The organism is Amycolatopsis sp. NBC_00345, from assembly GCF_036116635.1.
In the GTDB taxonomy this organism is placed as follows: Bacteria; Actinomycetota; Actinomycetes; order Mycobacteriales; family Pseudonocardiaceae; genus Amycolatopsis.
The window spans coordinates 1,155,206-1,178,157 of record NZ_CP107995.1 but is presented as its reverse complement, the minus strand read 5'-3'; the positions used below and the strand labels follow the sequence as shown (position 1 = coordinate 1,178,157).

The following is a 22,952-nucleotide window of genomic DNA, read 5'->3' as shown; positions in this document are numbered from 1 at the left end:
GCGATGCCCACCACGCGCACCACCCTGTTCGACCCGCCCGCCGAGTACGACCGGCTGCGGGAGGACCAGCCCGTGACCCGGGTCCGGTTCCCCAACGGCCAGGACGGCTGGCTCGTCACCCGCTTCGAAGAGGGCAGCGCCGTCTTCTCCGACCCGAGGATGAGCGCCCGCCGCCCGCGCCACGACGTCGCCCCCGAGGAAGGCGCCGGCGAAGAGGGCCTCGACCCGACGTTCGTGATGATGGACGAACCGGACCACGGCCAGTACCGGCGGCTGCTCGCCGGGCGCTTCACGCCGAAGAGCGTGCAGACCACGCTGCAGCCGTACCTGGACCGGATCGTCACCGAGCACCTGGACGCGCTCGCCGCCGGCCCGAAGCCGGCCGACCTGGTCCAGGCGCTCGCGCTGCCCATCCCGTGCCTGGTCATCTGCGAGCTGCTGGGCGTCCCGTACGGCGACCGGGACGGCTTCCACCACGCCACCGAGGTGATGATGGACGTCAGCAAGACGCACGCGGAGCGCACCGCGGGGGCGCGGTGGCTGACCGGCTACATCGGCGACCTGGTCACCTCGCTGCGCGGCGACCCCAAGGCCACCGGCCTGCTCGCCGACCTGATCCGCACCGCGGACGCCGGCGGCTCGATCCTGACCGACCGCGACCTGGTGAGCATCGGCGCGCTGCTGCTGTTCGCCGGCCACGACACGACCATGGCGATGATCGGCCTGTCGGCGCTCACCCTGCTCACGCACCCGGCTCAGCGCGCACAGCTCGTCGGCGACCCGGCCAAGATCGGCCCCGCGGTCGAGGAGCTGCTGCGCTACCTCACCATCGTCCAATTCGGACTGGGCCGGGTGGCGAAGGAGGACGTCGAGCTGGGCGGGCAGCGGATCCACGCGGGTGACCTGGTGGTGGTCGCCATGCCCGCGGCCAACCGCGACCCGCGCACGTTCGACCGCCCGGACGTGCCCGACTTCGACCGCCGGATGACCCGGCACCTGGCCTTCGGCTACGGCGTGCACCAGTGCCTCGGGCAGAACATCGCGCGCGCCGAGCTGAAGACCATCCTGCCGCAGCTGTTCCGCCGGTTCCCGGACCTGCGGCTCGCGGTGCCGGAGAACGAGGTCCCGATGGACGTCCACGGCACGAACTACGGCGTGCGGGAGCTGCCCGTCACCTGGTGATACCTGGATCCGAGCGACCGCAGGCGGCGGGATAACCGGCGCCTGCGGTTTTTCGCTTACGCGGTAACGCCCTTCGCGAATCGTGCGACACTGTCCCGCACGGAAACGGCGGACGAGGGGGCGTCACGGTCATCGAGAGCGCGTTGCTGAAGGTCGGCGAGGCAGTGGCGTCCTTACTCCGCTGCCCTTCCAATCCGTGAGATTCCTCCGCTGTTCCGACATCGACCTAACGCCCCTCGTGAAGCTCGGCTCGTTGCGCTATCTGGCCCTGAATGTTCACGCCGGTGAAGTCGACCTGGCCCCGTTCGCGGATCTGCAGATCACCATCTCGCTGGGGCGGGACATGGTTGTGACCGGTACCGACAAACTCGGGCCAGGTGTCACGCTGCTCGATCCCGGCCGTCGGCGACCCAGAAGCTAGTCAGCCACGACAGCGCGGATCGCGTCGGCGACCACAGCCGCCCCAGTGTGGGTCATGATCGTCGCCGCGTGGTCCGCACCCGGGATTCGCCGGGGCTCCCGCAAGGTGGGCAGCTGCGAACGAAACCCGGCCAACGCCTCGTCCGGATAAGCAGGCGGAGTATCCGGCCCAACGCTCCACTCCGCACAAACCAGCTCAACCGGCCCGGTCAAGCGTAACCACGAAGACTCACCGAAGAAAACGTCCTCCGCGTCCGACAGCACGGCTTCGGGGCTGAGCCTCACACGCCCGTCAGAGCCGAGGTCGTGGGCAAGATTATCCCGCAGCAACGGATCAGCAGGATCAAGCAGCGGGCTGTTCCGCGTGAAGTACGCCAAATACTCCTCCACACCCTCGAACGGCCGTGCGAGCCGCCCCAGCTGGGGCGTGAACGCGGCGGGCAGCATCTCGGGCGTGAGCCCCACCGGCGCGGCCATCGGCAGCCCGCCGTCCACCAGGACGAGCCCGCGCACCCGGTCCGGCCAGCCCGTCGCCAGTTCGACGGCCGCGAAACCGCCCATCGACATTCCGCAGACGTCGACCGTGTCCAGGCTCAGCGCGTCGAGTACTCGCACCAGGTCTTCGGCGTGCTGACGCAGCGAAGACCGGCCGCTCACACCGAAACTCCCGGCGCGGCCGCGCAGGTCCGGCATCACCAGCGACAGCTCCGGCGCCGAGGCCCGCAGCCAGTTCCACAGCCGGCAGTTGCTCGTCACGCCGTGGATCGCCAGCAACGGGGCGGAATCGGACTCCGCCACCTCGACGGCGAGGGCCCCGCCGTCCACCGGAACGGACACGGTCTTCAGGTCGCTGCGCATCAGCTCACCATAACTAGGCGATGCCGGGTCACGCCCATTCCGTGTGATGGTCGAGCCACCACCGCGCGATGTCCAACCGCCGCATGAAGCGGACGCCCTCCTTCTCCGCCGCGTAGACGACGAAGTCGCGGATCGCCGCGGCGCGGTTGGCCTGGCCGCTCCAGCGGGGGTGCAGGCCGACAGTCATCATGCGGGCGCCGACGCCGTCGTCGGCCTCCTCGCACAGGTAGTCCAGGCCCAGCCGGAGGCTCTCGAAGAACTGCGCGGGCGAGCCGTAGGTCGGGCTCAGCAGGTAGCGGGTGTCGTTGTACACCTTGGAATACGGCACGATCAGCAGCTCACGGCCGCCCGCCGGGGTGAAGTACGGCAGCTCGTCGTTGCACGGGTCGGAGTCGTAGAAGAAACCGCCCTCCTCCACCAGCAGGTCCAGCGTGCGCTCGCTCGGGAACGACCGCACGTACCAGCCCCGCGGCCGCTGTCCCGTCGTGCGCTCCAGCGATTCGATCGCGCGGCGCAGGTGGTCGCGTTCGTCCGAAAGGGACATCCGGGCATAGTCCAGCCAGCGCCAGCCGTGGCCGACCACGTCGTGGCCGCGCTCGCGGATCCACTCCGCCACGGCCGGGTTCCGCTCCAGCGCCACCGCGCACGCGCCGACGCTCACCGGCACGTCGTAGCGGTCGAAGATCCGCGCCAGCCGCCAGATCCCCACCCGGCTGCCGAATTCGTAATGCGTCTCGGTGCCGAGGTCGCGGACCTCCGGGCCGACCTCGTACGCGTACTCGCCCCAGCCGTCGTTACGGCCGTCTCCGTCGGGGACCGAGTATTCAGCGCCCTCTTCGTAGTTGACGACCAGGTTCACCACGACCTTCGCGTCACCGGGCCACCGCACCTGCGGCGGATACCGGCCGTAGCCGACGAAATCGCGGGGACGCAGTCCGGTCACGGGCGCCGGGTCACGGGGAGCTGTCATCGGCCCAGGATGGCACGGCGTCCGCCGGGAAACGGCCACTCGCGAAATCCGTCACCGGTCAGAGCGGTTGTTGCACACTGATTCGTCACCTGTCAAACTGGTGCGATGGAGCACGCCTTCCCCTGCGAGAACCCCGCGCTCGACTTCGTGGGCACGCTGCGCGCCCGGCGGAACGCGGCGCCACTGGAGAAGCTGGGCTCACCGGGCAGCCTCGACGCCTGGTTTCTCGAGTCCGGCACAGTGGACGCCGGCCCGGGCAGCCGTCCGGCCGACCTCGCGGCGGCGCTGACCCTGCGCGAGGCGATCTACTCACTGGTCGCCGCGCGGCTCACCCACCAGTCCTACGACGACGAGGCGCTCACGCTGCTCAACCACGCGGCGAGCCGGCCGCCGGTGGTCCCCCAGCTCACCCGCGAGGGCCGCCGGGTCGAGGCCACGGCGGAGCAGGCACTGTCCGCGGTCGCGCGCGCCGCCGTCGACATCCTCGGCGGCTCCGACGCCGAGCTGCTCAAGGAATGCGGCCGCCCCGAGTGCACCCAGGTCTACCTCGACCACTCCCGCGGCTTCCGCCGTGAGTGGTGCAGCATGGCGACCTGCGGCAACAAGATGAAGGCGGCCGCCTACCGCGCGCGCCAGCGCGGGAACCCGCCGCTCAGCCGGTCCCGCCAAAGCAGTTAAGACCACCAGAGCAGCTGAGACCGGCCAGCACCGTCACGAGTTCTCGCGCAACAGCAGCTTCGCGATCTTCCCCGTCGGCCCCTTGGGCAGCTCGTCGATGATCCGCACCCGGCGCGGATACTTATACGCCGCAATACGTTCCTTCGCCCACGCCACGATTTCCTCCGGCTCCGCCACCGCGCCGGGTTTCAGCGAGACGACCGCGACGACCTCCTCGCCCAGCCGGTCGTCCGGCTCGCCGAGCACGGCGGCCTCCGCGACGGCCGGGTGGGTGTAGAGCAGCTCCTCGACCTCACGCGGGTAGACGTTGTAGCCGCCGCGGATCACCAGGTCCTTCTTGCGGTCGACGACAAACGCGAAACCGTCCTCGTCGACGTAGCCGAGGTCGCCGGTGTGGAACCAGCCGCCGCGAAACGCCTTCGCCGTTTCCTCGGGGCGCTTGTAGTAGCCCTTGGTGATGTTGTGCCCGCGCAGCACGATCTCGCCGACGTGCTCCGCGCCGGGCGGCAGCTGCCGGTCCTGTTCGTCGACGATCCGCAGCTGCACACCCCAGATCGGCTTGCCGATGGACAGCAGCTTGCGCCGGTCCGCACCCGGGTTGACGGTCGCGGTCGACGAGGACTCCGACAGCCCGTAGCCCTCCAGCACGGGGATGCCGAACTTCTCCTCGAACGAGCGCAGCACCCGCTCCGGGATCGCCGCCCCGCCGGAGCTGCCGATGCGCAGGCTGGAGGTGTCGTAACCGGAGCTGTCGGCCGCGGCCAGCGCGTGGTACATCGTGGGCACGCCGGCCATGATCGTCACGCGGTCGCGCTCGATCGCCTCCAGCACCGCCTTCGGCTCGAACCGCGGCACCACGGAGACGGTCCGGCCGTGCCGCACGGCGCCGTTGAGGATGCTGGACAGGCCGTAGACGTGGAAGAACGGCAGCACGGCGAGCACCACGTCGCTGGGCTCGGTGCCGAACGTCTGGCCGCCGATGGTGCAGGTCATGTACAGCGAGAAATGGGACAGCTCGGCGCCTTTCGGGCGTCCGGTGGTCCCGCTGGTGTAGAGCAGCACCGCGGTGTCGTCGGCGGCGCCGGGGTGGACCTCGTCGTCGCCCTCGGCGGCGAGCAGATCGTCGAACGCGCCGGTGCCGGCAGGCCAGGCGGCCGTGTCGAACTCCGCACCGACGACCACCGCGGCCACATCCGGCACCTCGGCGAGCGCGGCCAGCGCCTCGCCGGCCGAAAACGCGCCGGTGATCAGCAGCCGGGCGTCGGAATCCGCCAGGTGGTAGGCGATCTCCCCGGCCTTGAGCAGCGGGTTCAGCGGGACCAGGACCAGCCCGGCCTTGAGGATGCCGAAGTAGGCGGACACGAACTCCGGGACGTTCGGCAGCTGCAGCGCCACCTTGTCCCCCGGCCGGTGGCCGCGCGCCCGCAGCGCCGCCGCGACCCGGCCGGACGCCTCGTCGACCTCGGCGTAAGTGAGCGATCCGGTCGGGAACCGCAGGAAGTCCTTGCCCGGCTCGGCGAGTGCCGTCTCCCGCAACATGGTGGCCAGATTGAAACTCATCGTCCGCACGACCTTCCGAACCTCGTTCTGCCCGCCAGGCTACCGAATGCGGTTCGGTTTGACCTACCCGGAGAACTTGTTCGACGATCGAACCATCATGGAGTACGGTCGAAGGCATGACGATCACCCCGCCTCCGGAGACCACGGCCGTGCTGGCCGTCCGGGCGCTCGCCCGCGCCTCGCGCGTGCTGGAGCGCTCGTCCGCCGACCTGAACCTCGCGCACTACCGCGTGCTGTCCGCCATCGCTTCAGGGGACGAGCGCGCTTCCCGTGTGGCGCAACGGCTCGCGCTCGGGCGTCCGGCGATCAGCGCGGCCGTGGACGCGCTGACGAAACGCGGCCTCCTGGTGCGCGGCGAGGTCGACGGCGACCAGCGGGCGACCGCGCTCTCGCTGACCCCGTCGGGCGAGGAGCTGCTGGCCCGGACTGAGGCCGAGATGGTCGAGCGCGTCACCGGCCTGGCCGCGCGCACCCCGGACGGCGCCCAGCTACTGGAGACGCTGGTGCGGCTCGGCTCGGCGATCGACGAAGTCATGGCAGAGAAGGCGGAAACCAAAACGATGACCCAGCCCCGGTGAGCACCGACACCACCACCTCGCAGGCAGGCACGAAAACGGGCAACCCGGCGGAGAAGCCGCGCTGGCTGCGCCGGCTCGGCGGCTACGTGCTGCGGCACCGGCGGGAGCTGGTGATCGCGCTCGGCGCCGCCGTGCTCGGCAGCGCGTGCCAGGCCGTGGTGCCGCTGCTGGAGCGCCAGATCGTCGACGACGTGATCCTCGGTGACAAGGCCGAGCTGTGGCCGTGGCTGGTCGCGCTGCTCGTGGTCGCCGCGGCCGCCTTCGTGTTCGCCTACCAGCGGCGCTACCGCGGCGGGCGGGTGGCGCTGGCCGTGCAGTACGACCTGCGCAACGAGATGCACGCCCACCTGCAGCGGATGGACTTCACCAACCTCGACCGGATGCCGACCGGGCAGCTGGTCGCGCGGGCGACGTCGGACTCCGCGCTGGTGCAGGGCCTGCTCGGGCTGCTGCCGATCCTGAGCGGCAACATCCTGCTGTTGCTGCTCTCCCTCGGCGTGATGCTCGTCCTCTCGCCACTGCTCGCGCTGGTCAGCCTGGTGGTCGTGCCCCTGCTGCTGGTCGTGTCGTACCGGATGCGGCTGCGCATCTTCCCGGCGACCTGGGCCGCGCAGCAGCGCGAGGGCGACCTGGTGCAGATCGTCGACGAGGACGTGAACGGCGTCCGCGTGGTGAAGGCGTTCGGCCAGGAGGACCGTGAGCTCAAGCGCGTCGCGGACACCGCGGGCGACCTCTACGGCACGCAGCTGCGCGCGGTCCGGCTGCAGGCGCGGTTCCAGCCGCTGCTGCAGGCGATCCCGTCGCTCGGGCAGGTGGCGATCCTGGTGTTCGGCGGCTGGCTGGCGCTGCGCCACGAACTGAGCCTCGGCACGTTCCTCGCCTTCTCCACCTACGTCGGGCAGATGATGGCGCCCGCGCGGCAGCTCGCCGCGGTGCTGTCGATCGGGCAGCAGGCGCGCGCCGGCGTCGAGCGGATCTTCCAGCTGCTCGACCTGCCGCCCGCCATCGCCGACCCGCCGGACGCGGTGGAGCTGCCGCCCGCCCGGGGCGAGATCCGCTTCGACAACGTCCACTTCGGATACTCCGGCGACGCGGAAGTACTGCGCGGCTTCGACCTCCACATCGGCGCCGGCGAGCGCGTCGCGCTGATCGGCCCGAGCGGCAGCGGCAAGACGACCGCGACGATGCTCGTCTCCCGCTTCCACGACCCGGGCTCCGGCGCGGTGCTGGTGGACGGCCACGACGTCCGTTCGCTGAAGCTGCAGTCCTTGCGCTCACAGGTCGGCGTGGTGTTCGAGGAGAGTTTCCTGTTCTCCGACAGCATCCGCGCCAACATCGCTTACGGCCGTCCCGGCGCCACCGACGAGGAGGTCATCGCCGCCGCGGAAGTGGCCGAGGCCCACGGCTTCGTCTCCGCGCTCCCCCAGGGGTACAACACAGTGGTCGGCGAACGCGGCCTGTCGCTGTCCGGCGGGCAGCGGCAACGGATCGCGCTGGCCCGCGCGATCCTCACCGACCCGCGGATCCTGGTGCTGGACGACGCCACCAGCGCCGTCGACGCGAACACCGAGGAGTCGATCAACGCGTCCCTGCGCACGGTGCTGTCCGGGCGCACCACCCTGCTCGTCGCCCACCGCCGTTCGACGCTGCACCTGGCCGACCGCGTGGTGGTGCTGGACGGCGGCGTGGTCGCCGACCAGGGCACCCACGAGGAGCTGCTGAAACGCAGCGCCCTCTACCGAAGCCTGCTGACCGGGCTGGACGAGGCGGCCGCGGAAAAGGTCGGCGACCGCATCGAAGCACTGAGCACGATCACCGAATCCGCCTGGCAAACCCCTGCGCCGCAAGGCAACGGCCAGCGGCTCGCCACCGCGAACACGCACGCGCCGAGCCTCGGCGCCGGGCTGGGCGGCTCGGCGGGCGGCAGCTGGCGCAGCGCGCTGCCGCCGACGCCGGAACTGCTCGCCCGCGTCGACGAGCTGAAGCCGATCCGGGACTTCGCCGACGTCGACCTGGCCGAAGAGTCCAAGCAGCAGCGCGGGTTCTCGCTCGGCACGATCCTGCGCCAGTTCCGCCTGCCGCTGCTGTTCGGCCTGCTGCTGGTGGTCGCCGACGCCGTCGCGTCCGTGGTCGGGCCGGTGTTCGTGAAGACCGGCATCGACAACGGCGTGCTGCAGGGCTCGCAGGTGGTGCTGTTCACCGCCTCCGGGCTGTTCCTGGTGATCACGCTCGCCGCGCTGCTGGACGAGGTCGCCGAGACGTTCGTGACCGGGCGGACCGCGCAGCGGGTGATGCTGTCGCTGCGGATCCGGATCTGGGCGCAGCTGCAACGCCTCTCGCTCGACTACTACGAGCGCGAGATGGCCGGCCGGATCATGACCCGGATGACCACCGACGTCGACCAGTTCGAGTCGCTGATCGAAAACGGGCTGCTCTCGGCGCTGGTCGCGCTGGTCACCTTCGCCGGGGTCGGGGTCACGCTGGTCGTGGTGAACCCGGAGCTGGGCCTGTGCACGCTGGCCGTGGTGGTGCCGCTGGCGATCGCGACGGTGATCTTCCGCCGCCGCGCGGCCAAGCTGTACGACGTGGCCCGCGACCGCGTCGCGATCGTCAACGCGGACTTCCAGGAGAGCCTGTCGGGCGTGCGCGAGTCGCAGGCATTCGCGCACGAAGACGAGACGGTGCGCCGGTTCCGCCGGCTCGGCCGTGACTACCTCGACTCGCGGTTCTCCGCCCAGCGGCTGGCGGCCACCTACTTCCCGTTCGTGCAGTTCCTCTCCGCGGGCGCCGACGCGATCGTGCTCGGCGTCGGCGCCGGGATGATCCACTCCGGCCACCTGACGGCGGGCGCGCTGATCGCGTTCATCCTCTACATCGACCTGTTCTTCTCCCCGATCCAGCAGCTCTCGCAGGTGTTCGACTCGTGGCTGCAGACGCGGATCTCCGTCAGCCGCATCGCCGAGCTGATGCGGCTGGAGACGCTCACCCCGCCCGCCGCCACGCCGCTCGACCCGGGCCGGCTGCGCGGCGAGATCACCTTCAGCGACGTCCGGTTCTCCTACCCGGCCGCGCCGGCGCGGCCCACCGGCGAGCGCCGCGGCCCCGCCGACCCGCGGCTGATGGCGGGCTCACTCGCCCCCGGGGCCAAGCCGCCGGAGGCGCTGCGCGAGGTCGACCTGACGATCGCCGCGGGCGAGACGGTGGCGCTCGTCGGCGAGACCGGCGCGGGCAAGTCCACCGTGATCAAGCTGCTGTCCCGGTTCTACGACCCGGACTCCGGCGCCGTCCGGGTCGACGGCCACGACCTGCGTTCGCTCGACCTCGCCGGCTACCGCGGCCAGCTGGGCTACGTGCCGCAGGAGGCGTTCCTGTTCACCGGCACCGTCCGCGACAACATCGCCTACGGCCGGGCGGACGCCACCGACGCGGAGGTGGAAGCGGCCGCACGAGCGGTCGGCGCGCACGACTTCGTCGCGTCGCTGTCCGGGGGCTACCGGCACGAGATCGCCGAGCGCGGCCGGTCGCTTTCGGCCGGGCAGCGCCAGTTGCTGGCACTCGCCCGCGCCCAGCTCGTCGACCCGGCGATCCTGCTGCTGGACGAGGCGACGTCCAACCTCGACCTCGCCGCGGAGGCCCGGGTGGCCGAGGCCATGCAGACCCTCGCCCACGGCCGCACCACGATCGTCATCGCGCACCGCCTGCAGACCGCCCGCGCCGCCGACCGGATCGTGGTGCTCGACCGCGGCCGCGTCGCCGAGATCGGCAGCCACGACGAGCTGCTCGCCCGCGACGGCCGGTACGCCGGGATGTGGCAGGCGTTCGAGCTGCTGTCGGGCGGGCGGGGGTGAGGCCCGTCGGAGTTCACCGCTCGTTTCCGGCGCGGAGCCAGGCGATGTACTCGGCGGCCGCGGCGGCGGTGTCGTACCGGGGTTCGAATCCGGTGTCCTCGCGCAGCCGCGTGATGTCGAGCCAGGTCACCGGGCGCGCGCCGGCCGAGGGCAGCTCGAAGTGGAAGCCGGGCTCGGCGGACTCGATCGCGGCGATGACGTCGGCGTTGCTCGTGGCACGACCGGAAGCGACGTTATACGTCGAGTGGTGCAGCTCGCCGGCGAGCTGCAGAAGCGCCAGCGCGCGACCGGTGTCCTTGACGTAGAGCAGATCGAGCGAGTCCTCGACGTGCGGCGGCGCGAGGAGCCCGGACAGATCGGGTTCGGTTCGCCGCGCGGCGGCCAGCGCCAGCGTCGAGGCGGCGAAGAAGGGGTCGGGCAGGTGTCCTCCGGGGCCCCAGGTGCCGGAGATCCGGGCGTTGACGATCTCGACGTCGGTCACGCGCGAGAGGTGGCCGGCGAGCAGCTCGGTGATCTTCTTGAACGTCGGGATGACGTGGCGGTAGTCGAAGGAGAGCGGCTGGTCCTCGGTGAGCGGCCCCTCGGCCGCGCCGTGGTAGACGCCGATGGTGCTCGCGGTCACGACGCGGCGCACACCCAGGGTCTGTGCGGCGCGGACGATGTTGAGGAACGCCTCGAGCGCCCGGCCGGTGCCGGTGATCGGGTCCGCCTCCGTGGTTTTCCACGGCAGGGCGGTGGCAAGGTGGACGATCCCGGTGATCGGGTACTGCTTGCCGGCGGCGAGCAGGGCGTCGAGGTCGGCGACGTCGCCCTGGACGACGTGCACCGGCAAGCCGGCGAGGTGCGGCGGGAGCTGCGGGCTGCGGCGCTGGAGGAGGACGCACTCCTCACCGGCCTCGGCGAGCGCGCGGACCGTGTGGGAGCCGATGAAACCGAGGCCCCCGGTAACGAGGATCATGTCGTGCCTTTCATTGGTCGCAGAGCTGATCGTCAGCACTACTGACAATCAGCTTAAGCGTAAGCTGGTGCCCGTGTCCACCGAAGCGAGCCCCGGCACCGACCTGCACGACGTCCTGGCCTACCTCCTCAAGCACGCCCACCTGAAGTTCGCGGCGCTGACGGACGCGGCACTCGCCCCGTTCGGGATCGACGGCAAGGACTTCGGGGCGCTGCGGGTACTGGCCCACCGGGAACCGGCGTCCCAGTTACAGGTGGCACAGACGCTCGGCATCGACCGCACGACGATGGTCGCGCTGCTGGACGCGCTCGAGGACAAGGGCATCGTCCGGCGGCGACCGGATCCGGCCGACCGGCGCCGGAACGTCGTCGAACTCACCGAACCGGGGTTGACGACCTACGATGCCGCGACGGTCGCCTACCGGAAAGCCGAGAAGACGTTCCTCGCGGCGATCAGCCCGAGTGCGTCGGCCCAGTTCCGCCGGACGCTGCGCACCCTGCTGGAGAACTGACCCCGCCGAATATCGTCCTTTGTGGACGTGCCGGCCTCGTCGAGCCCGCCGTCCACAAGCCTCCCTTGGTTGGCTTCTTACCAACAAATGGGGATACTTTGCAACCCGTTGACCTTTCGCGACCAACTGGCGTATGGTCTAGACCACAAATTCCCTTCGCTCGAGCACCTTCCCGCCCCGGCACCCTCGATGATCCGGCCCGGTGCCGTTGTTCCGCCGTGCCACAACGCCGTGGCGGGAAGCGAGCCTTCCCCGAAGGAGCTGGTATGAAAGCGAACCGGAAACTGGTCGCCGCACTCGCGGGCGCGGTGCTCGCGCCGGTGCTCGTCCTGGTCAGCCCGGCCGGCATCGCGAGCGCGCACGGCTACGTCAACTCCCCCGCGAGCCGGCAGGCGCAGTGCGCCCAGCACACGGTCTCGTGCGGCGAGATCACCTACGAGCCCCAGAGCGTCGAAGGCCCCAAGGGCCTGCACAGCTGCAACGGCGGGCTGGCGCAGTTCGCCGACCTCAACGACGACAGCAAGGGCTGGCAGGCCACCCCGGTGGGCACCACGGCGACGTTCGACTGGACGTTCACCGCCCGGCACAGCACCGCCAGCTACGAGTACTACGTCGGCAACGACCTCGTCGCCAGCTTCGACGGCCACAACCAGCAGCCGCCGGAGACCGTCTCGCACCAGGTGGACCTGAGCGGCCACACCGGACGGCAGACCGTGCTGGCCGTGTGGAACATCGCGGACACGGCGAACGCGTTCTACTCCTGCATCGACCTGCAGGTGGGCTGAAGCTCAGAGCGCCCCAATGTGGCGTTCGGTGCGTCCAGCGCACCGAACGCCACATTGGGTGCGTCCAACGCAACCAACGCCACATTGGGGCGCAAAGAACCGGCAGAATAGCGAGACACTAGCCGGCCCGCGAAGCCAGCCAGCGCACCGTCGCCGCGATCACCTCGGGGCCGCGGCGGCGGAAGCCGTGCCCGTCGCCGGGAACCGACCACCAGCCGGTCCCGGGGCGGGCGGCCGCGGTGGCGCGGGCGATGTCGTGCGACACGTGTTCGTCGGCGTCGCCGTGGATCACGAACGCGGGCGCTTCGGCAGCGAGGAAAGCCGCCCGCGGGTCCAGCCGGGTGAACTCCTCGAACAGCGGCGCGCCCAGCTCGAACCGGCCCTCGATGTCGAAGAAACCCTTATCCCGCAACGAAGATCGGTCCGAGTACAGCTTGATCCCCCGGGGCAGCTCCGGCTCCAGGAACGTCCGGCGCAGGTCCAGCACCGGCTGCCACAACACCACCGACCGCACCGGCAGCGTGGCGAGCGACAGCGTGGTGCTCACCGCGCCGAAACTCGACGCGACCACCGACACCGGACCCCCGGCGGCCGAAGCAGCGGCCGAGACCGCGGCGCTCAGGTCCAGCAACTCCCCCGCCACGGTCATGTCACGAGGCCGTCCCTCACTCGCGCCGTGCCCGCGAAAGGAGAACCGCAGCACCGAAAACCCCGCCGCGACCAGCTTTTCCGCCAGGGTCACGAACAAACCCTGCTCGGTCAGATCGCCGGTGATGCCGTGTGCCAGCACCACCGCGGACGGCCCGCCCGGATGCCACGCCGAGTCGAGCCGAAAGCCGTCGGACGTGGTGATCACCGGTACCGCATTCACAGGTACAGCACCGCCGTGAGCACCATCCCGCCGAGCGCGACGACCCAGGTGTAGGGCAGCGTCGAAATCATCGCCTTCTCCGGGCGGACGCCCGAGTACTGCGCGGCCCAGACCGTCTGCGTGCTCGTCGGGTCGGACACACTGAACACCTGATTGTACGAGGCCATCAGCCCGACCACCGCGGACAGCGGGTAGATCCCGCCGCTCACCAGCACCCCCGCGACCCCGGCGCCGAGGCCGAACACGTTGAGCGGCCCGCGGAACAGGCACAGCGGCACCAGCACCACGAACACCACCACGAACCACACCGCCGACGCCGGGCTGATCGCGGACACGATCGGCGTCAGCGCGCTCTTCGCCCCGGGCAGCTTCACCGCGGCGAGCAGCATCCCGATCGCGATGAACAGCACGATCGGCGGCGCCGCCACCTGGAACGCCTTGTACAGCGAACGCAGCGCGCGGCCGTTCAGCTCGCCCCACTTCGTGGTGGTCACCAGCGCGTAGACGATCCCGACGAGCAGCGAAGGCACGATCGGCACGGCGAAGCCCAGCGCCAGCACGATCGGGACGAGCGGCGTGATCAGCGCGTACCACGGCGCGTCGCCGCGGCGGACCCGCGCCTTCGGCCGGTCGAGGCGGACGGCCCAGGCGTGCCGGGTGCCGCGGCGGCGGGTCTCGATGAGCACGTAGGCGATGCCGACAACCAGCGCCATCGGGAACAGCTTCACCATGATCGTCTTGACGTCGCCGACCGGCGCGCCGAGCGCGTCGGAGAGGAACTGCCACACCGGCAGCTCCAGCGGCGAGCCCGCGGAGATGCCCATCAGCACCGTGCCGCCCGCGACCACGGGCGTGACGCCGACGGCGATCATCGCCGGGATGCCGACCACCCCGGCCAGCATCGCGGCCGGCGCGGAGCCGGTGATGCTGCCGCACAGGATCGACACGGCGAACACCCCCAGCGCCACGACCGAAGGCCGCTCGCCGCCGAACTCGACGATCTTGCGCACCAGCGTGGCGGCGATGCCCGTCTCGTCCATCAGCGTGCCGAGCCACGAGCCCAGCAGCACGGCGATCATCGTCGACGCCAGCGCCGCCGAGCCGGTCTGCAGCACGCTGGTGAGGATGTCGTTCTTGCCGCCGGACAGCGGCGCCCCGGCGAGCAGCGCGATGCCGAGCGCCAGCAGCACCAGCGCGAACGCGGTGGGCAGCACCCGGGTCAGCATCAGGACCACCCCGACGGCCATCAGGGCCAGGATCGCGATACCCATCAGCGGTTCCCTTCGGCGAGCGCGGCAGAGAGCCGCAGCGGGCTGACGCCCAGTCCGCTGCGGTGGTGGGCGAAACGGTGCGCGACGATCTCGTCCGCGCCCGCCACATGGCCCCGGACGCGGAACGGGCCGAGCCGCGCGGCGGTGTGCCCGAGCCGCCGGTTCAGCTCCCGGATGTCGAGCCGGTGGTGCGCCAGCTCGTGCGCCACGGCGGCCTTGCGCAGGCACTCGGGCGTCACGTCCCAGCCCTTGCGCGCGGCCAGCTTTTCCATGCGGGCCAAGGAATCCCGGTACAGCGTCACGGTGGCGCGGCGGTACTCGGCGAGCAGCACCTCACCGTCACGGATCCCGCCGTCGCGTTCGACGATCCGGACGCCGGAATCCTCGTCGGGCGCGGCGGCCAGCTCGTCGCCGTAAGCCAGTGCGATCGAGGCCCAGCCACGCAGCTGCGCCTCGGGCCGGTTCTCGTGGGTCGGCGTCGCCCGCAGCAGGGCGACAGCCAGGTCCAAGTCAGTGCCCATCCCAGTGCTCATCGCCGGTCCTCCAGAATCGCGACGACCGGCTCGTCCGCCGCCCGGGTCTTCAGCTCGGCCCCGATCAGCGCCACGAGCTGGTCTCGGTCGAGGACCCCGGACAGGTCGGCGATCTTCGGCCCGACGAGCAGCCACACGGCGGGCGCGCGCGAACCGCCGTCGCCGTACCGAGTGTGTTTGTCGACAAGCGTCGCGAGGCGGCCCGGCGCGGCGCCGACGTCGGTCTTCTCGACCAGCGCCCCGGCGCTGTGCAGCCGCACGACCCCTTCGGCGTCGACCACCCGCACGTGCTCCACCGGCGCGGCGAACCGCCCGAGCCAGCCGTGACGCCGGGCGCGGGCGCCGAAGACGCGGTGCTGCGCCGTCGCGGCCAGCTCCCCCACCTCGCCGGCCGGCACGCCGAGGCTGCGCGCCACCTCGTCCCGCATCGCGGCTTCGTCCACAGTGGACGAACGGTCCTTGGTCCGCAGCTCCGTGGCGCCGGTGGCGACCGCGCGGATCAGGTTGCGGGTCGGGTCCACGGTCACGTCGACCTCGACCCCGGCCGGGTCCGCGCCCTGCGCGACCACCGCCGCCTCGGCCTCGGCACGGGCGGCGAGGATGTCCGCGTTGGACGGGCTCGGCACGATCCGTTCGACGGACTCGCGCACCAGCGCCAGCGCCGCGCCGAGCGGGCTGATCACCTCGCTGTGCGCCGCGATCCGCCAGTCGTGCCCGGTCTCCTCGCCGAGGAACGGCGTCACCGCCGCCGAGCCGCCGCCCCCGCCGACGAGCGAGGGGTGGTCGAGGCGATACTCGCGGACCAGCGTCTCGACGACCGCGCGCACCGGCTTCACGGCCTGGCGCACCACAATCCGCGCGGCCTCCTCCACGGACAACCCGAGCGCTTCGGCCAACGGCAGCACCGCGAGGCGCGAGGCCTCCGGTTCGGCTCGGGCGTAGGAACCGGCTGGTACGACGCCGAGAGCGTTGGCCGCGCAAGTGAGCGTGAGCGCGTACCGCCGGCCGTCCGCCGCCTCGAGTGCCACGTAGTCGTCCGGGTCGTCCGGACGCGGCGAGACCGTCACCAGCTTCGCGCCGGTGAGCGCCGAAGCGGGCGCGAAGCAGGCGTACGGCAGCCCCGCGATGTGCGCGCTGCGCGGGCCGACTTCGGTGACCGCGCGGCCGGAAAACCGGACGAGCGAGCCGCCGCCGATGCCGACCGTGCGGACGTCCAGCGCGGGCAGGTAGGTCTCCCGCCCGCCGAGCCGCGCGTGCCGCACCTGCACCCGGCCGCGGCGGATCACGCTGATGTCGGTGGAGGTCCCGCCGGTCTCCAGGAACACGCCCTCGCTGAGCTTCTCCCCCATCAGCGCGCCGGCCACGCCCGCGGCCGGCCCGGACAGCGCCGTCAGCAGCGGCCGCCGGCGCATCTCCGGCAGCGACATCACGCCGCCGTCCCCGCGGACCACCATCAGCGGCGCGGTGATGCCCGCCCGCTGCACGCTGGCCTCGACCAGGTCGGCCGTGGACACCATGCGCGGCATGATGCCCGCGTTCAGCACCGCCGTGCGGGCCCGTTTGGTGAGGCCGTACAGGCTGGTGATCTCGTGTGTGGCGGTCGCGAGCATTCCGCGCTCCCGGGCCGCGGCGACCACCGCGCGTTCGCCCTCGGGGTCGTCGACGCTGAACGGCTCGACGGCCACGATCACCTCGGCCCCCTGCTCGCGCAATGCAGTGACGGCCGCATCAGCTTCGCCGGGCTCGCGCACGGCGGCGTACCGCAGGGGCAGCCGGCGGCCGGGAGCCAGCTCCATCTTGCCGAGCGCCGCGAGCCGCCGGGTGGCGAACCCGTCGAAGCCCGCGCCGATCCCCGCGATGCCGACCGTGGCGACGTCGCCTTCCAGCAGCGCGTTGGTGGCCTGCGTGGTGCCGTGCGCGAGGAACGACACGTCACCGGCGCCGATGCCGGCCTCGGCCTGCAGCTTCTCCAGCGCCTCCAGGATGCCGTGGGCGACGCCGTCGGCGTGGTCGTGGCTGGTCGGCACCTTCACCTGGCCGAGCAGCTCGAACGAGTGCGCGTCCACGGCGACGGCGTCGGTGAACGTGCCACCCACGTCGATGCCGATCCGCACGGGACCGGGATGGACCGTCATTGTCCATACCTCCTGGGGAAATGGGGCTCAGTAGCCGCGGACTTCGGGCCAGCTCCGCTCGACGCCGGCTTGGTCGAGCAGACGGGCGAACTCGTCGAACAGCTTCGGGTCCTTGCGGACCTGGTGGGGCTCGCCGCCGCGGCGCAGGGCGAAGCCCGCGAGATGGCCGGCGACCTCGCCGACGTTCCACTCCACGGGGTGCAGCCGGTGGCAGCCGTTGGTGATGTGCGTGGTGCCGATGTTCTTGCCCGCGGGCAACAGGTTCCGCATCCGCCGGGGCAGCAGCGCGCCGAGCGGGATCTCGAACGGCACACTCGGCACGTCGACGTAGTTGTCGCCGGCGGTCGAGGGGTGCAGGTCGAGGCGGTAGCTGCCGATGCCGACCGAGTCCGGGTGGTACTTCCGCCCGGCCGCGCCGAGCAGGTCGAGCGACACGTCCTGCTCGACCACCGTGGTGACCGCGCGGATGCGCCTGCCCTCCCGGACGTACGCGGACTTCGCGAGCCCGTCCTTGGTGCCGACGACGTCCGGCCGCAGTTTGAGGCCGGGGAAGCCGGTGCCGCCGTCGAGCCGCGGCGCCTCGGTCTGCAGCCAGTACAGCACCGAAAGCGACAGCTGCTTGGCCTCGTGGTGGGCGCGCACGACGTCGTCGGCCGTGCTGACGCCGTCGATCTCCAGCCCGGGCCGCAGCCAGTAGTCGTTGAGCGGCCAGTTGACCAGGGTGAGGTCGGAGTCGAACGCGCCGGGCCGGTGCAGCCCGCGGGCCAGGATGCGGCGGAAGCCCCACAGCTCCTTGTCCCCGGCGTCGGCGCTCTGGTCCGCGCTGACGGCCAATGGGTCGGTGTCCGGATTCGGGTCGAACGTGCGGGGCACCGGTTCCAGCGAACGCGGGTCGGGCGCCAGGAAGCCGAGCAGCGGGCCGGGCCAGAAGTCGGGCCGGTAGTCGCGCCAGAAGCCGTACATCGACGGCCGGTCGATCACGTGGTCCTGGCCCGCGTGGTGCGAAACCGCGAAGCAGTAAGTGAAACCCTGCAGGTTCCCCGGGTCCGCCCGCTCCGGCGCGTGCGGCTCGCCGTACTCCGCGCGCGACTCGGCGCCGACGGCGAACTCGACGCCGGCGAGCGGCAGCAGGTCGCCGTTCTCGGTCGCGTCGAGCACGTACGCGGCCCGCACCGTGGTGTGCTCACCGTCCGGGCCCTCGAACGTGACGGCGTCGACCCGGTCGCCGGTCACCTCGGCCGAAACCGGCCGGTGCCCGGTGAGCACGGTGATCCGCCCGGCCGAGCGGTGTGGGGCCAGCAGGGACTCGAGCACCGCGAGCGCGACCCTTGGCTCGTGGCACAGCTTGCTGACGCGCCCCGCGCCCGGGTTGAGGTCCGCCAGCCGCGCGGCCTCGGCCCGCAGCGGGTAGTGCCGCCGGTAGTAGTCGCGGATGCCGTCGCGGAACTGCCGGTACGAGGCCGTGCCGCCGAACTGCTCGATCCACGGGTTCTCGTCCGGCGGCACCGCCTGGGCGGTGAACTGGCCGCCGACCCAGTCGGTCTCCTCGGTCAGCACGACCCGATGCCCCGCTCCGGCGGCGGCCAGCGCGGCGGCCACGCCGCCCGTCCCGCCGCCTGCCACGAGGATCTCGGTGCCGAGTTCAGCCATGCTCCGTCCTTCGGTGTCGTTCGTTACTGATCCGGCTACAGTCACGGCGGAAACGGGTTCCGGCCGGCAGTTCGGCTGCAGACCGTATCCGCCTGCTTCCGGTCGGATCAGTAACGGGATCGTGGTGCGCCGACAGAACCGCCGGCCACCGGTGGGCACCACAGCAGCTGCTGCGGTGTCGTCTCCTGCTCGGTGACGAGGTCGACGAGCAGGCGCACCGCGCACCGGCCCATCTCCCGCATCGGCACCTCGAAGCCGCTCACCCCGGGCGGGCCGCCGAGCACGGCCAGCGAGAGATCGTCCGGAGTGGACAGTCCGGCGGCTTCGACCGCGGTGCGTACCGCGGCGTGCGCGGCCCCGGTGTCGGTGCCCTCGACCACCACGGCGGTGACGCCGTCGCGGACCCAGCCCCGCACCGTGTCCGGGTGCAGCTCCGGCCCGCCGACCCGCACGATCTCCGTGTGCGGCGCCGCTTCGAGCACCCCGCGCTGCCGGTCGCTGGACGAGGGGGCCTCGTCGAGTTCGCGGACGTACCGGATCTCGCGGTGCCCCAGCGCGGTCAGCCGCCGCAGCACCTCCGCCGCCGCGGTGACGTAGTCGGCCCCGACGTACGGGATCCGCCCGCCCAGCTCCGGTCGCCGTCCGATGTAGACGAACGGGAAGCCGGAGTCGACCAGCCGCGCCACCGGCTCCTCCGGCACGTGCCGGCCGAAGAACAGGCAGCCGTCGGCCATCCGGGTGCGGCGGATCGCCGCCTCCCGCAGGGCGCCGGACCCGGCGGTGCCGGTGAACAGGATCAGGTCCTGCCCCAGCGCCGCCGCCTCCTCCTCGACCCCGGCCAGGATCGGGTGGTACGAGTCGGCGGTGTCGGTCGGGAACGTGGTGCGGAAGGTGTAGAGCCCCAGCATGTTCGACCGCGCCGACGCCAGCCGCGTCGCGACCGGGTGCGGCACGTAACCGAGCCGTTCGGCGACCTCCAGCACCCGATGCCGGGTGGACTCGGCCATCCGCACGCCGCGGTTGCCGGCCAGGACGACGGACACCGTCGCCTGGGAAACCCCGGCGATCCGGGCGATGTCGGCCTGCCGCGGGGTGCTGCCTCGCGCTGCCACCTGCCGCACCTCCTCGTCGCTAATGCGGATTAGCGAAGGCTCTGCGACGCGAAGGCCCCCGTCAACCTTGCCGGTGGATTCTGTCCGATTCGGCTTGATGGCGGGACTAATACGTATTAGCACCTTGACAAGCGAGATCGCAGCCGTCGTGCCCTGAAGGCCACCTTCAGGGCATATAGGTCCCTGAAGGTGGCCTTCAGGGACGCCCGGCGCGGCTCACCCAGGTGGTCCAGACCGCGTGCGCCAAGTGGTCCAGACCTCGGCCCGCCGGGGCACGGGCGCACCGACTTCCGTCCGTAATTCACTGACAAAAAGGGCCAACCCCATGGTTATTCGTTGACCTTCACTCCCCCGCGTGCCTACGGTGCCCGGCACTGAACCGATCAACAGCGCTATCCCTGGAGGCGGTTTCCTTGATTTCCCGGCGAGCTTTTCTCGGCGCGTCCGCGGCGGCGGCGACATTTCCGTTGTGGGGCAACGGCCTTGCGTCCGCGGCCCTGAACCGGGCAGCGACCCCGGACACGTTCAAGCTGGCGTTCGACGACCAGTCGGGCGCGGGCGCGACCTACGCCTACGTCACCGGCACGACGCCCGACAACAAGCTGGTGGTGATCAAGGCCGACGGCACCCCGTACTACCCGCCGTCACCGTCGGCGGAGCAGACGCCGCTCGCCGAGGACTGCGCGATCCCGATCAAGACGCTCTCGCAGGTGAACATCCCGAAGATGGCCGGCGCGCGGGTCTACTTCGTCACCGACGACAAGCTCGACTTCTTCGTCAACCCCGGCCCCGCGCTCGTGCACCCGAGCTTCCTCAACTCCGGCGACGCCAACTACAACCGCAACTGGTCGTTCTGCGAGTTCACCTTCAACGACGCCGTGCTGTTCGCCAACATCAGCTACGTCGACTTCGTCGCCATCCCGCTCGGCCTGCACCTGACCACAACCGGCTCCGGCGACCAGACCGTGCCGGGCCTGCCCGCCAAGTCGCTGGACCCGATCGCCGACGCGCTCAAGACCCAGGGCGGCGCCTGGAGTTCGCTGATCGAGGCCGGCTCGGACGGCACCCCGGTGCGGGCGCTGAGCGCGCACTACCGCGCGGACCAGTTCGGCGGTTACCTCGACGGCTACATCGACCAGGTGTGGCAGAAGTACACCGGCACGGACCTGACCGTCGACACGCAGGTGCCCAGCCTCGGCTCGTTCACCGGCCGCGTCGGCTCCGACGGCGTGCTGAAGTTCAACAACGGCGAGGCCTTCACGAAGCCGGCCACGGCCGACGTGTGGAGCTGCGACAGCGGCCCGTTCGCGATCAAGGACGGCGACAGCGACGCGCGCAAGGCGATCATCCCCCGCCTCGCCGCCGCGCTGAACCGCACCACGCTGCTGGACAACGCGAACCAGCCGACCGGCGAGGACCCGGCGAAGTTCTACCAGGCCGCCGAGACCAACCACTACGCCCGGATCGTGCACAGCAAGCTGCCGGACAACCGGGGCTACGCCTTCCCGTACGACGACGTCTCCCCCGGCCCCGACTTCAGCGGCGCCGTCCAGGCGGGCGACCCCGACACGCTCACCGTCACGGTGAACGCGTTGCGCTGAAACAGCTCGACCGGGCGTGAGTGTCCCTTGTGGATGCTCACGCCCCCGGGGGGTACAACTTGGCCCAGGCGGGATCCGGAGTGCCTCGCTAGCGTGGGTGGTGCCCCAACAGCTGAGCAATGATGAGGACACATGACCCACCCCGCGGCCGACCGGCTGGCCGACGCGATCAACCGGCACGACCTCGACGCGCTGACCGCGTGTTTCGCGCCCGGGTACGCGACCACCTTCCCGGCGCACCCGTCCCGGTCGTTCACCGGACGGGACCAGGTCCGGAGCAACTGGGAGAAGCTCTTCGCGGCTTTCCCGGACATCAAGGCCACGGTGACCGGGGTGGCCCGCACCGACGACGGGGTCTGGGCGGAGTGGGAGTTCGACGGCTCCGGCCCGGACGGCGCCCGGTTCCACCAGCGGGGCGTGATCGTCATGGTCGTCGAGGGCGAGCTGATCGCCCGGACGCGCTTCTACATGGAGCCGGTGGACGCGCCGCAGCCATAATGGCCGGGTGGGACGAGACAGCGACTTCGGTTCGATACTGCGGGCCTTCCGGGCTCGGCTGACCCCGGACGCGGCGGGCGTCCCCCTCGTCGCGCCCACCCCGCGGCGCGTTCCCGGGCTGCGCCGCGACGAACTCGCCTACCTCGCCGGCGTCTCGGAAGAGCATCTGAGGCGCCTGGAACAGGGCCGCCGGCTGCCGTCGGCGAGTGTGGTCGACGCGCTCGCCGCGGCCCTGCGGCTGGACCGGGACGACCACGAGCAGCTCCGGCTCGCCGCCGGGTTCGCCGCCCCGGACAGCCGGCCCGAAACCGGCGGCGGGCCGGTGCCCCAGGAGATCACCCCGGCGGCCCGCCGGATACTGGACCGGCTGACCGAGGTCCCGACCTGCCTGTGCGACGCCGCCTGGAACGTACTGGCCGGCAACCCCCGCTGGACGGCCTTCAACTGCGGTGCCGGGACGGGCCAGGGGCGCGATCGCAACATGGCCTGGCGGACGTTCACCGACGCGCCGTCCACCGTCTTCCGCTCCCCCGGGCACCTGGCCGGGTTCCGGGCCGCCATCGCCGCGGACCTGCGCGCCGCCACCCGCCGCTACCCCGCCGACCCGGGGCTGCGTGACCTCGTCCGCGACCTGCGCGCGGTCAGCGCCGAGTTCGCCGGCCGGTGGGACGCGGAACACCGGCCCCGGCCCCAGACCGACCGGCTGACGGTCGACGACCTGAAGCTGGGCTCGTTCACCCTGGACAAGGACGTGCTGACCGTCGAGCCGGGCGACCTGCGGGTGGTGCTGTTCAGCGCGCCGGCGGACTCACCGGACGCCGACCGGCTCGCGACGCTGACCGGCTGACCGCGCAGCCCCTGGCCACGCTCACCGAGCGGCCGCCCTCCTATGACGCACCCCACCGGCCCGTCCCTTGAAACTAATCCGCGTGG

Annotated in this window: 20 protein-coding genes; 10 read left to right on the top strand and 10 right to left on the bottom strand. The window is 71.5% G+C overall.

The features are described from left to right. Positions 1–3: 3 nt before the first annotated feature. Positions 4–1,182 (top strand): cytochrome P450, encoded by a 1,179-nt coding sequence (locus tag OG943_RS05370; protein WP_328608552.1) that lies wholly within the window; start codon positions 4–6, stop codon positions 1,180–1,182. A 238-nt stretch (positions 1,183–1,420) separates the two neighbouring features. After that, positions 1,421–1,603, top strand: coding sequence for a hypothetical protein (locus OG943_RS05365; RefSeq protein WP_328608551.1), 183 nt, complete (start codon positions 1,421–1,423; stop codon positions 1,601–1,603). Here OG943_RS05365 and OG943_RS05360 read toward each other — a convergent pair. Together OG943_RS05360 and OG943_RS05355 are read right to left on the bottom strand one after the other, a co-directional pair. Further along, complete coding sequence (locus OG943_RS05360) at positions 1,600–2,460, bottom strand: alpha/beta fold hydrolase (protein ID WP_328608550.1); 861 nt, start codon at positions 2,458–2,460, stop codon at positions 1,600–1,602. The genes OG943_RS05365 and OG943_RS05360 overlap by 4 nt on opposite strands. 28 nt (positions 2,461–2,488) lie before the next feature. Continuing rightward, entirely contained in the window at positions 2,489–3,430 is a 942-nt protein-coding gene (locus tag OG943_RS05355; RefSeq protein WP_328608549.1) for a polysaccharide deacetylase family protein, read from the bottom strand. A gap of 105 nt (positions 3,431–3,535) precedes the next feature. On the opposite strand from OG943_RS05355, the gene OG943_RS05350 reads away from it, so the two are divergent. After that, on the top strand, positions 3,536–4,108 hold the full coding sequence (locus OG943_RS05350) for a CGNR zinc finger domain-containing protein (protein WP_328608548.1): 573 nt from the start codon (positions 3,536–3,538) through the stop codon (positions 4,106–4,108). Between the two features lie 33 nt (positions 4,109–4,141). Here the strand turns inward: OG943_RS05350 and OG943_RS05345 are convergent, their stop codons facing one another. Beyond that, on the bottom strand, positions 4,142–5,668 hold the full coding sequence (locus OG943_RS05345) for a long-chain-fatty-acid--CoA ligase (protein ID WP_328608547.1): 1,527 nt from the start codon (positions 5,666–5,668) through the stop codon (positions 4,142–4,144). A gap of 116 nt (positions 5,669–5,784) precedes the next feature. On the opposite strand from OG943_RS05345, the gene OG943_RS05340 reads away from it, so the two are divergent. Together OG943_RS05340 and OG943_RS05335 are read left to right on the top strand one after the other, a co-directional pair. After that, entirely contained in the window at positions 5,785–6,246 is a 462-nt protein-coding gene (locus tag OG943_RS05340) for a MarR family winged helix-turn-helix transcriptional regulator (protein WP_328608546.1), read from the top strand. Then, positions 6,243–10,094, top strand: a complete 3,852-nt coding sequence (locus OG943_RS05335; RefSeq protein WP_328608545.1) for an ABC transporter ATP-binding protein — start codon at positions 6,243–6,245, stop codon at positions 10,092–10,094. The genes OG943_RS05340 and OG943_RS05335 overlap by 4 nt, the downstream gene beginning before the upstream one ends. Before the next feature lie 13 nt (positions 10,095–10,107). Here OG943_RS05335 and OG943_RS05330 read toward each other — a convergent pair whose 3' ends face one another. Beyond that, positions 10,108–11,052, bottom strand: coding sequence for an NAD-dependent epimerase/dehydratase family protein (locus OG943_RS05330; protein WP_328608544.1), 945 nt, complete (start codon positions 11,050–11,052; stop codon positions 10,108–10,110). Between the two features lie 73 nt (positions 11,053–11,125). Between OG943_RS05330 and OG943_RS05325 the strand changes: the two genes are divergently transcribed. Both OG943_RS05325 and OG943_RS05320 read left to right on the top strand, forming a co-directional pair. Beyond that, positions 11,126–11,563 carry a MarR family winged helix-turn-helix transcriptional regulator gene (locus OG943_RS05325; protein ID WP_328608543.1) on the top strand — a complete coding sequence of 146 codons (438 nt, stop codon included), beginning with the start codon at positions 11,126–11,128 and terminating at the stop codon, positions 11,561–11,563. A gap of 266 nt (positions 11,564–11,829) precedes the next feature. Then, positions 11,830–12,348, top strand: a complete 519-nt coding sequence (locus tag OG943_RS05320) for a lytic polysaccharide monooxygenase auxiliary activity family 9 protein (RefSeq protein WP_328608542.1) — start codon at positions 11,830–11,832, stop codon at positions 12,346–12,348. Positions 12,349–12,466: 118 nt separating this feature from the next. Here OG943_RS05320 and OG943_RS05315 read toward each other — a convergent pair whose 3' ends face one another. From OG943_RS05315 to OG943_RS05290, 6 genes are all read right to left on the bottom strand, one after another. After that, entirely contained in the window at positions 12,467–13,219 is a 753-nt protein-coding gene (locus OG943_RS05315; protein ID WP_328608541.1) for an alpha/beta hydrolase family protein, read from the bottom strand. Then, positions 13,216–14,490: a transporter gene (locus OG943_RS05310; protein ID WP_328608540.1), complete on the bottom strand. Its 1,275-nt coding sequence runs from the start codon at positions 14,488–14,490 to the stop codon at positions 13,216–13,218. The genes OG943_RS05315 and OG943_RS05310 overlap by 4 nt, the downstream gene beginning before the upstream one ends. Further along, positions 14,490–15,011 (bottom strand): hypothetical protein, encoded by a 522-nt coding sequence (locus tag OG943_RS05305; RefSeq protein ID WP_328608539.1) that lies wholly within the window; start codon positions 15,009–15,011, stop codon positions 14,490–14,492. Before OG943_RS05305 ends, OG943_RS05310 begins: the two co-directional genes overlap by 1 nt. A gap of 8 nt (positions 15,012–15,019) precedes the next feature. Then, entirely contained in the window at positions 15,020–17,158 is a 2,139-nt protein-coding gene (locus OG943_RS05300; RefSeq protein WP_328608538.1) for a hydantoinase/oxoprolinase family protein, read from the bottom strand. A gap of 27 nt (positions 17,159–17,185) precedes the next feature. Further along, the gene (locus OG943_RS05295) at positions 17,186–18,808 is read right to left on the bottom strand and encodes an FAD-dependent oxidoreductase (protein ID WP_328608537.1); all 1,623 of its coding nucleotides are present in this window, start codon (positions 18,806–18,808) and stop codon (positions 17,186–17,188) included. A 107-nt stretch (positions 18,809–18,915) separates the two neighbouring features. Beyond that, the gene (locus tag OG943_RS05290) at positions 18,916–19,920 is read right to left on the bottom strand and encodes a LacI family DNA-binding transcriptional regulator (RefSeq protein ID WP_328608536.1); all 1,005 of its coding nucleotides are present in this window, start codon (positions 19,918–19,920) and stop codon (positions 18,916–18,918) included. 413 nt (positions 19,921–20,333) lie between these two features. Here OG943_RS05290 and OG943_RS05285 point away from each other — a divergent pair, with 413 nt between their 5' ends. From OG943_RS05285 to OG943_RS05275, 3 genes are all read left to right on the top strand, one after another. Then, the gene (locus tag OG943_RS05285) at positions 20,334–21,521 is read left to right on the top strand and encodes a glycoside hydrolase family 64 protein (protein ID WP_328608535.1); all 1,188 of its coding nucleotides are present in this window, start codon (positions 20,334–20,336) and stop codon (positions 21,519–21,521) included. Positions 21,522–21,653: 132 nt separating this feature from the next. Then, positions 21,654–22,019, top strand: a complete 366-nt coding sequence (locus OG943_RS05280) for a nuclear transport factor 2 family protein (RefSeq protein ID WP_328608534.1) — start codon at positions 21,654–21,656, stop codon at positions 22,017–22,019. Positions 22,020–22,026: 7 nt separating this feature from the next. Further along, positions 22,027–22,866 carry a helix-turn-helix domain-containing protein gene (locus OG943_RS05275; protein ID WP_328608533.1) on the top strand — a complete coding sequence of 280 codons (840 nt, stop codon included), beginning with the start codon at positions 22,027–22,029 and terminating at the stop codon, positions 22,864–22,866. The last annotated feature ends 86 nt before the right edge of the window (positions 22,867–22,952 follow it).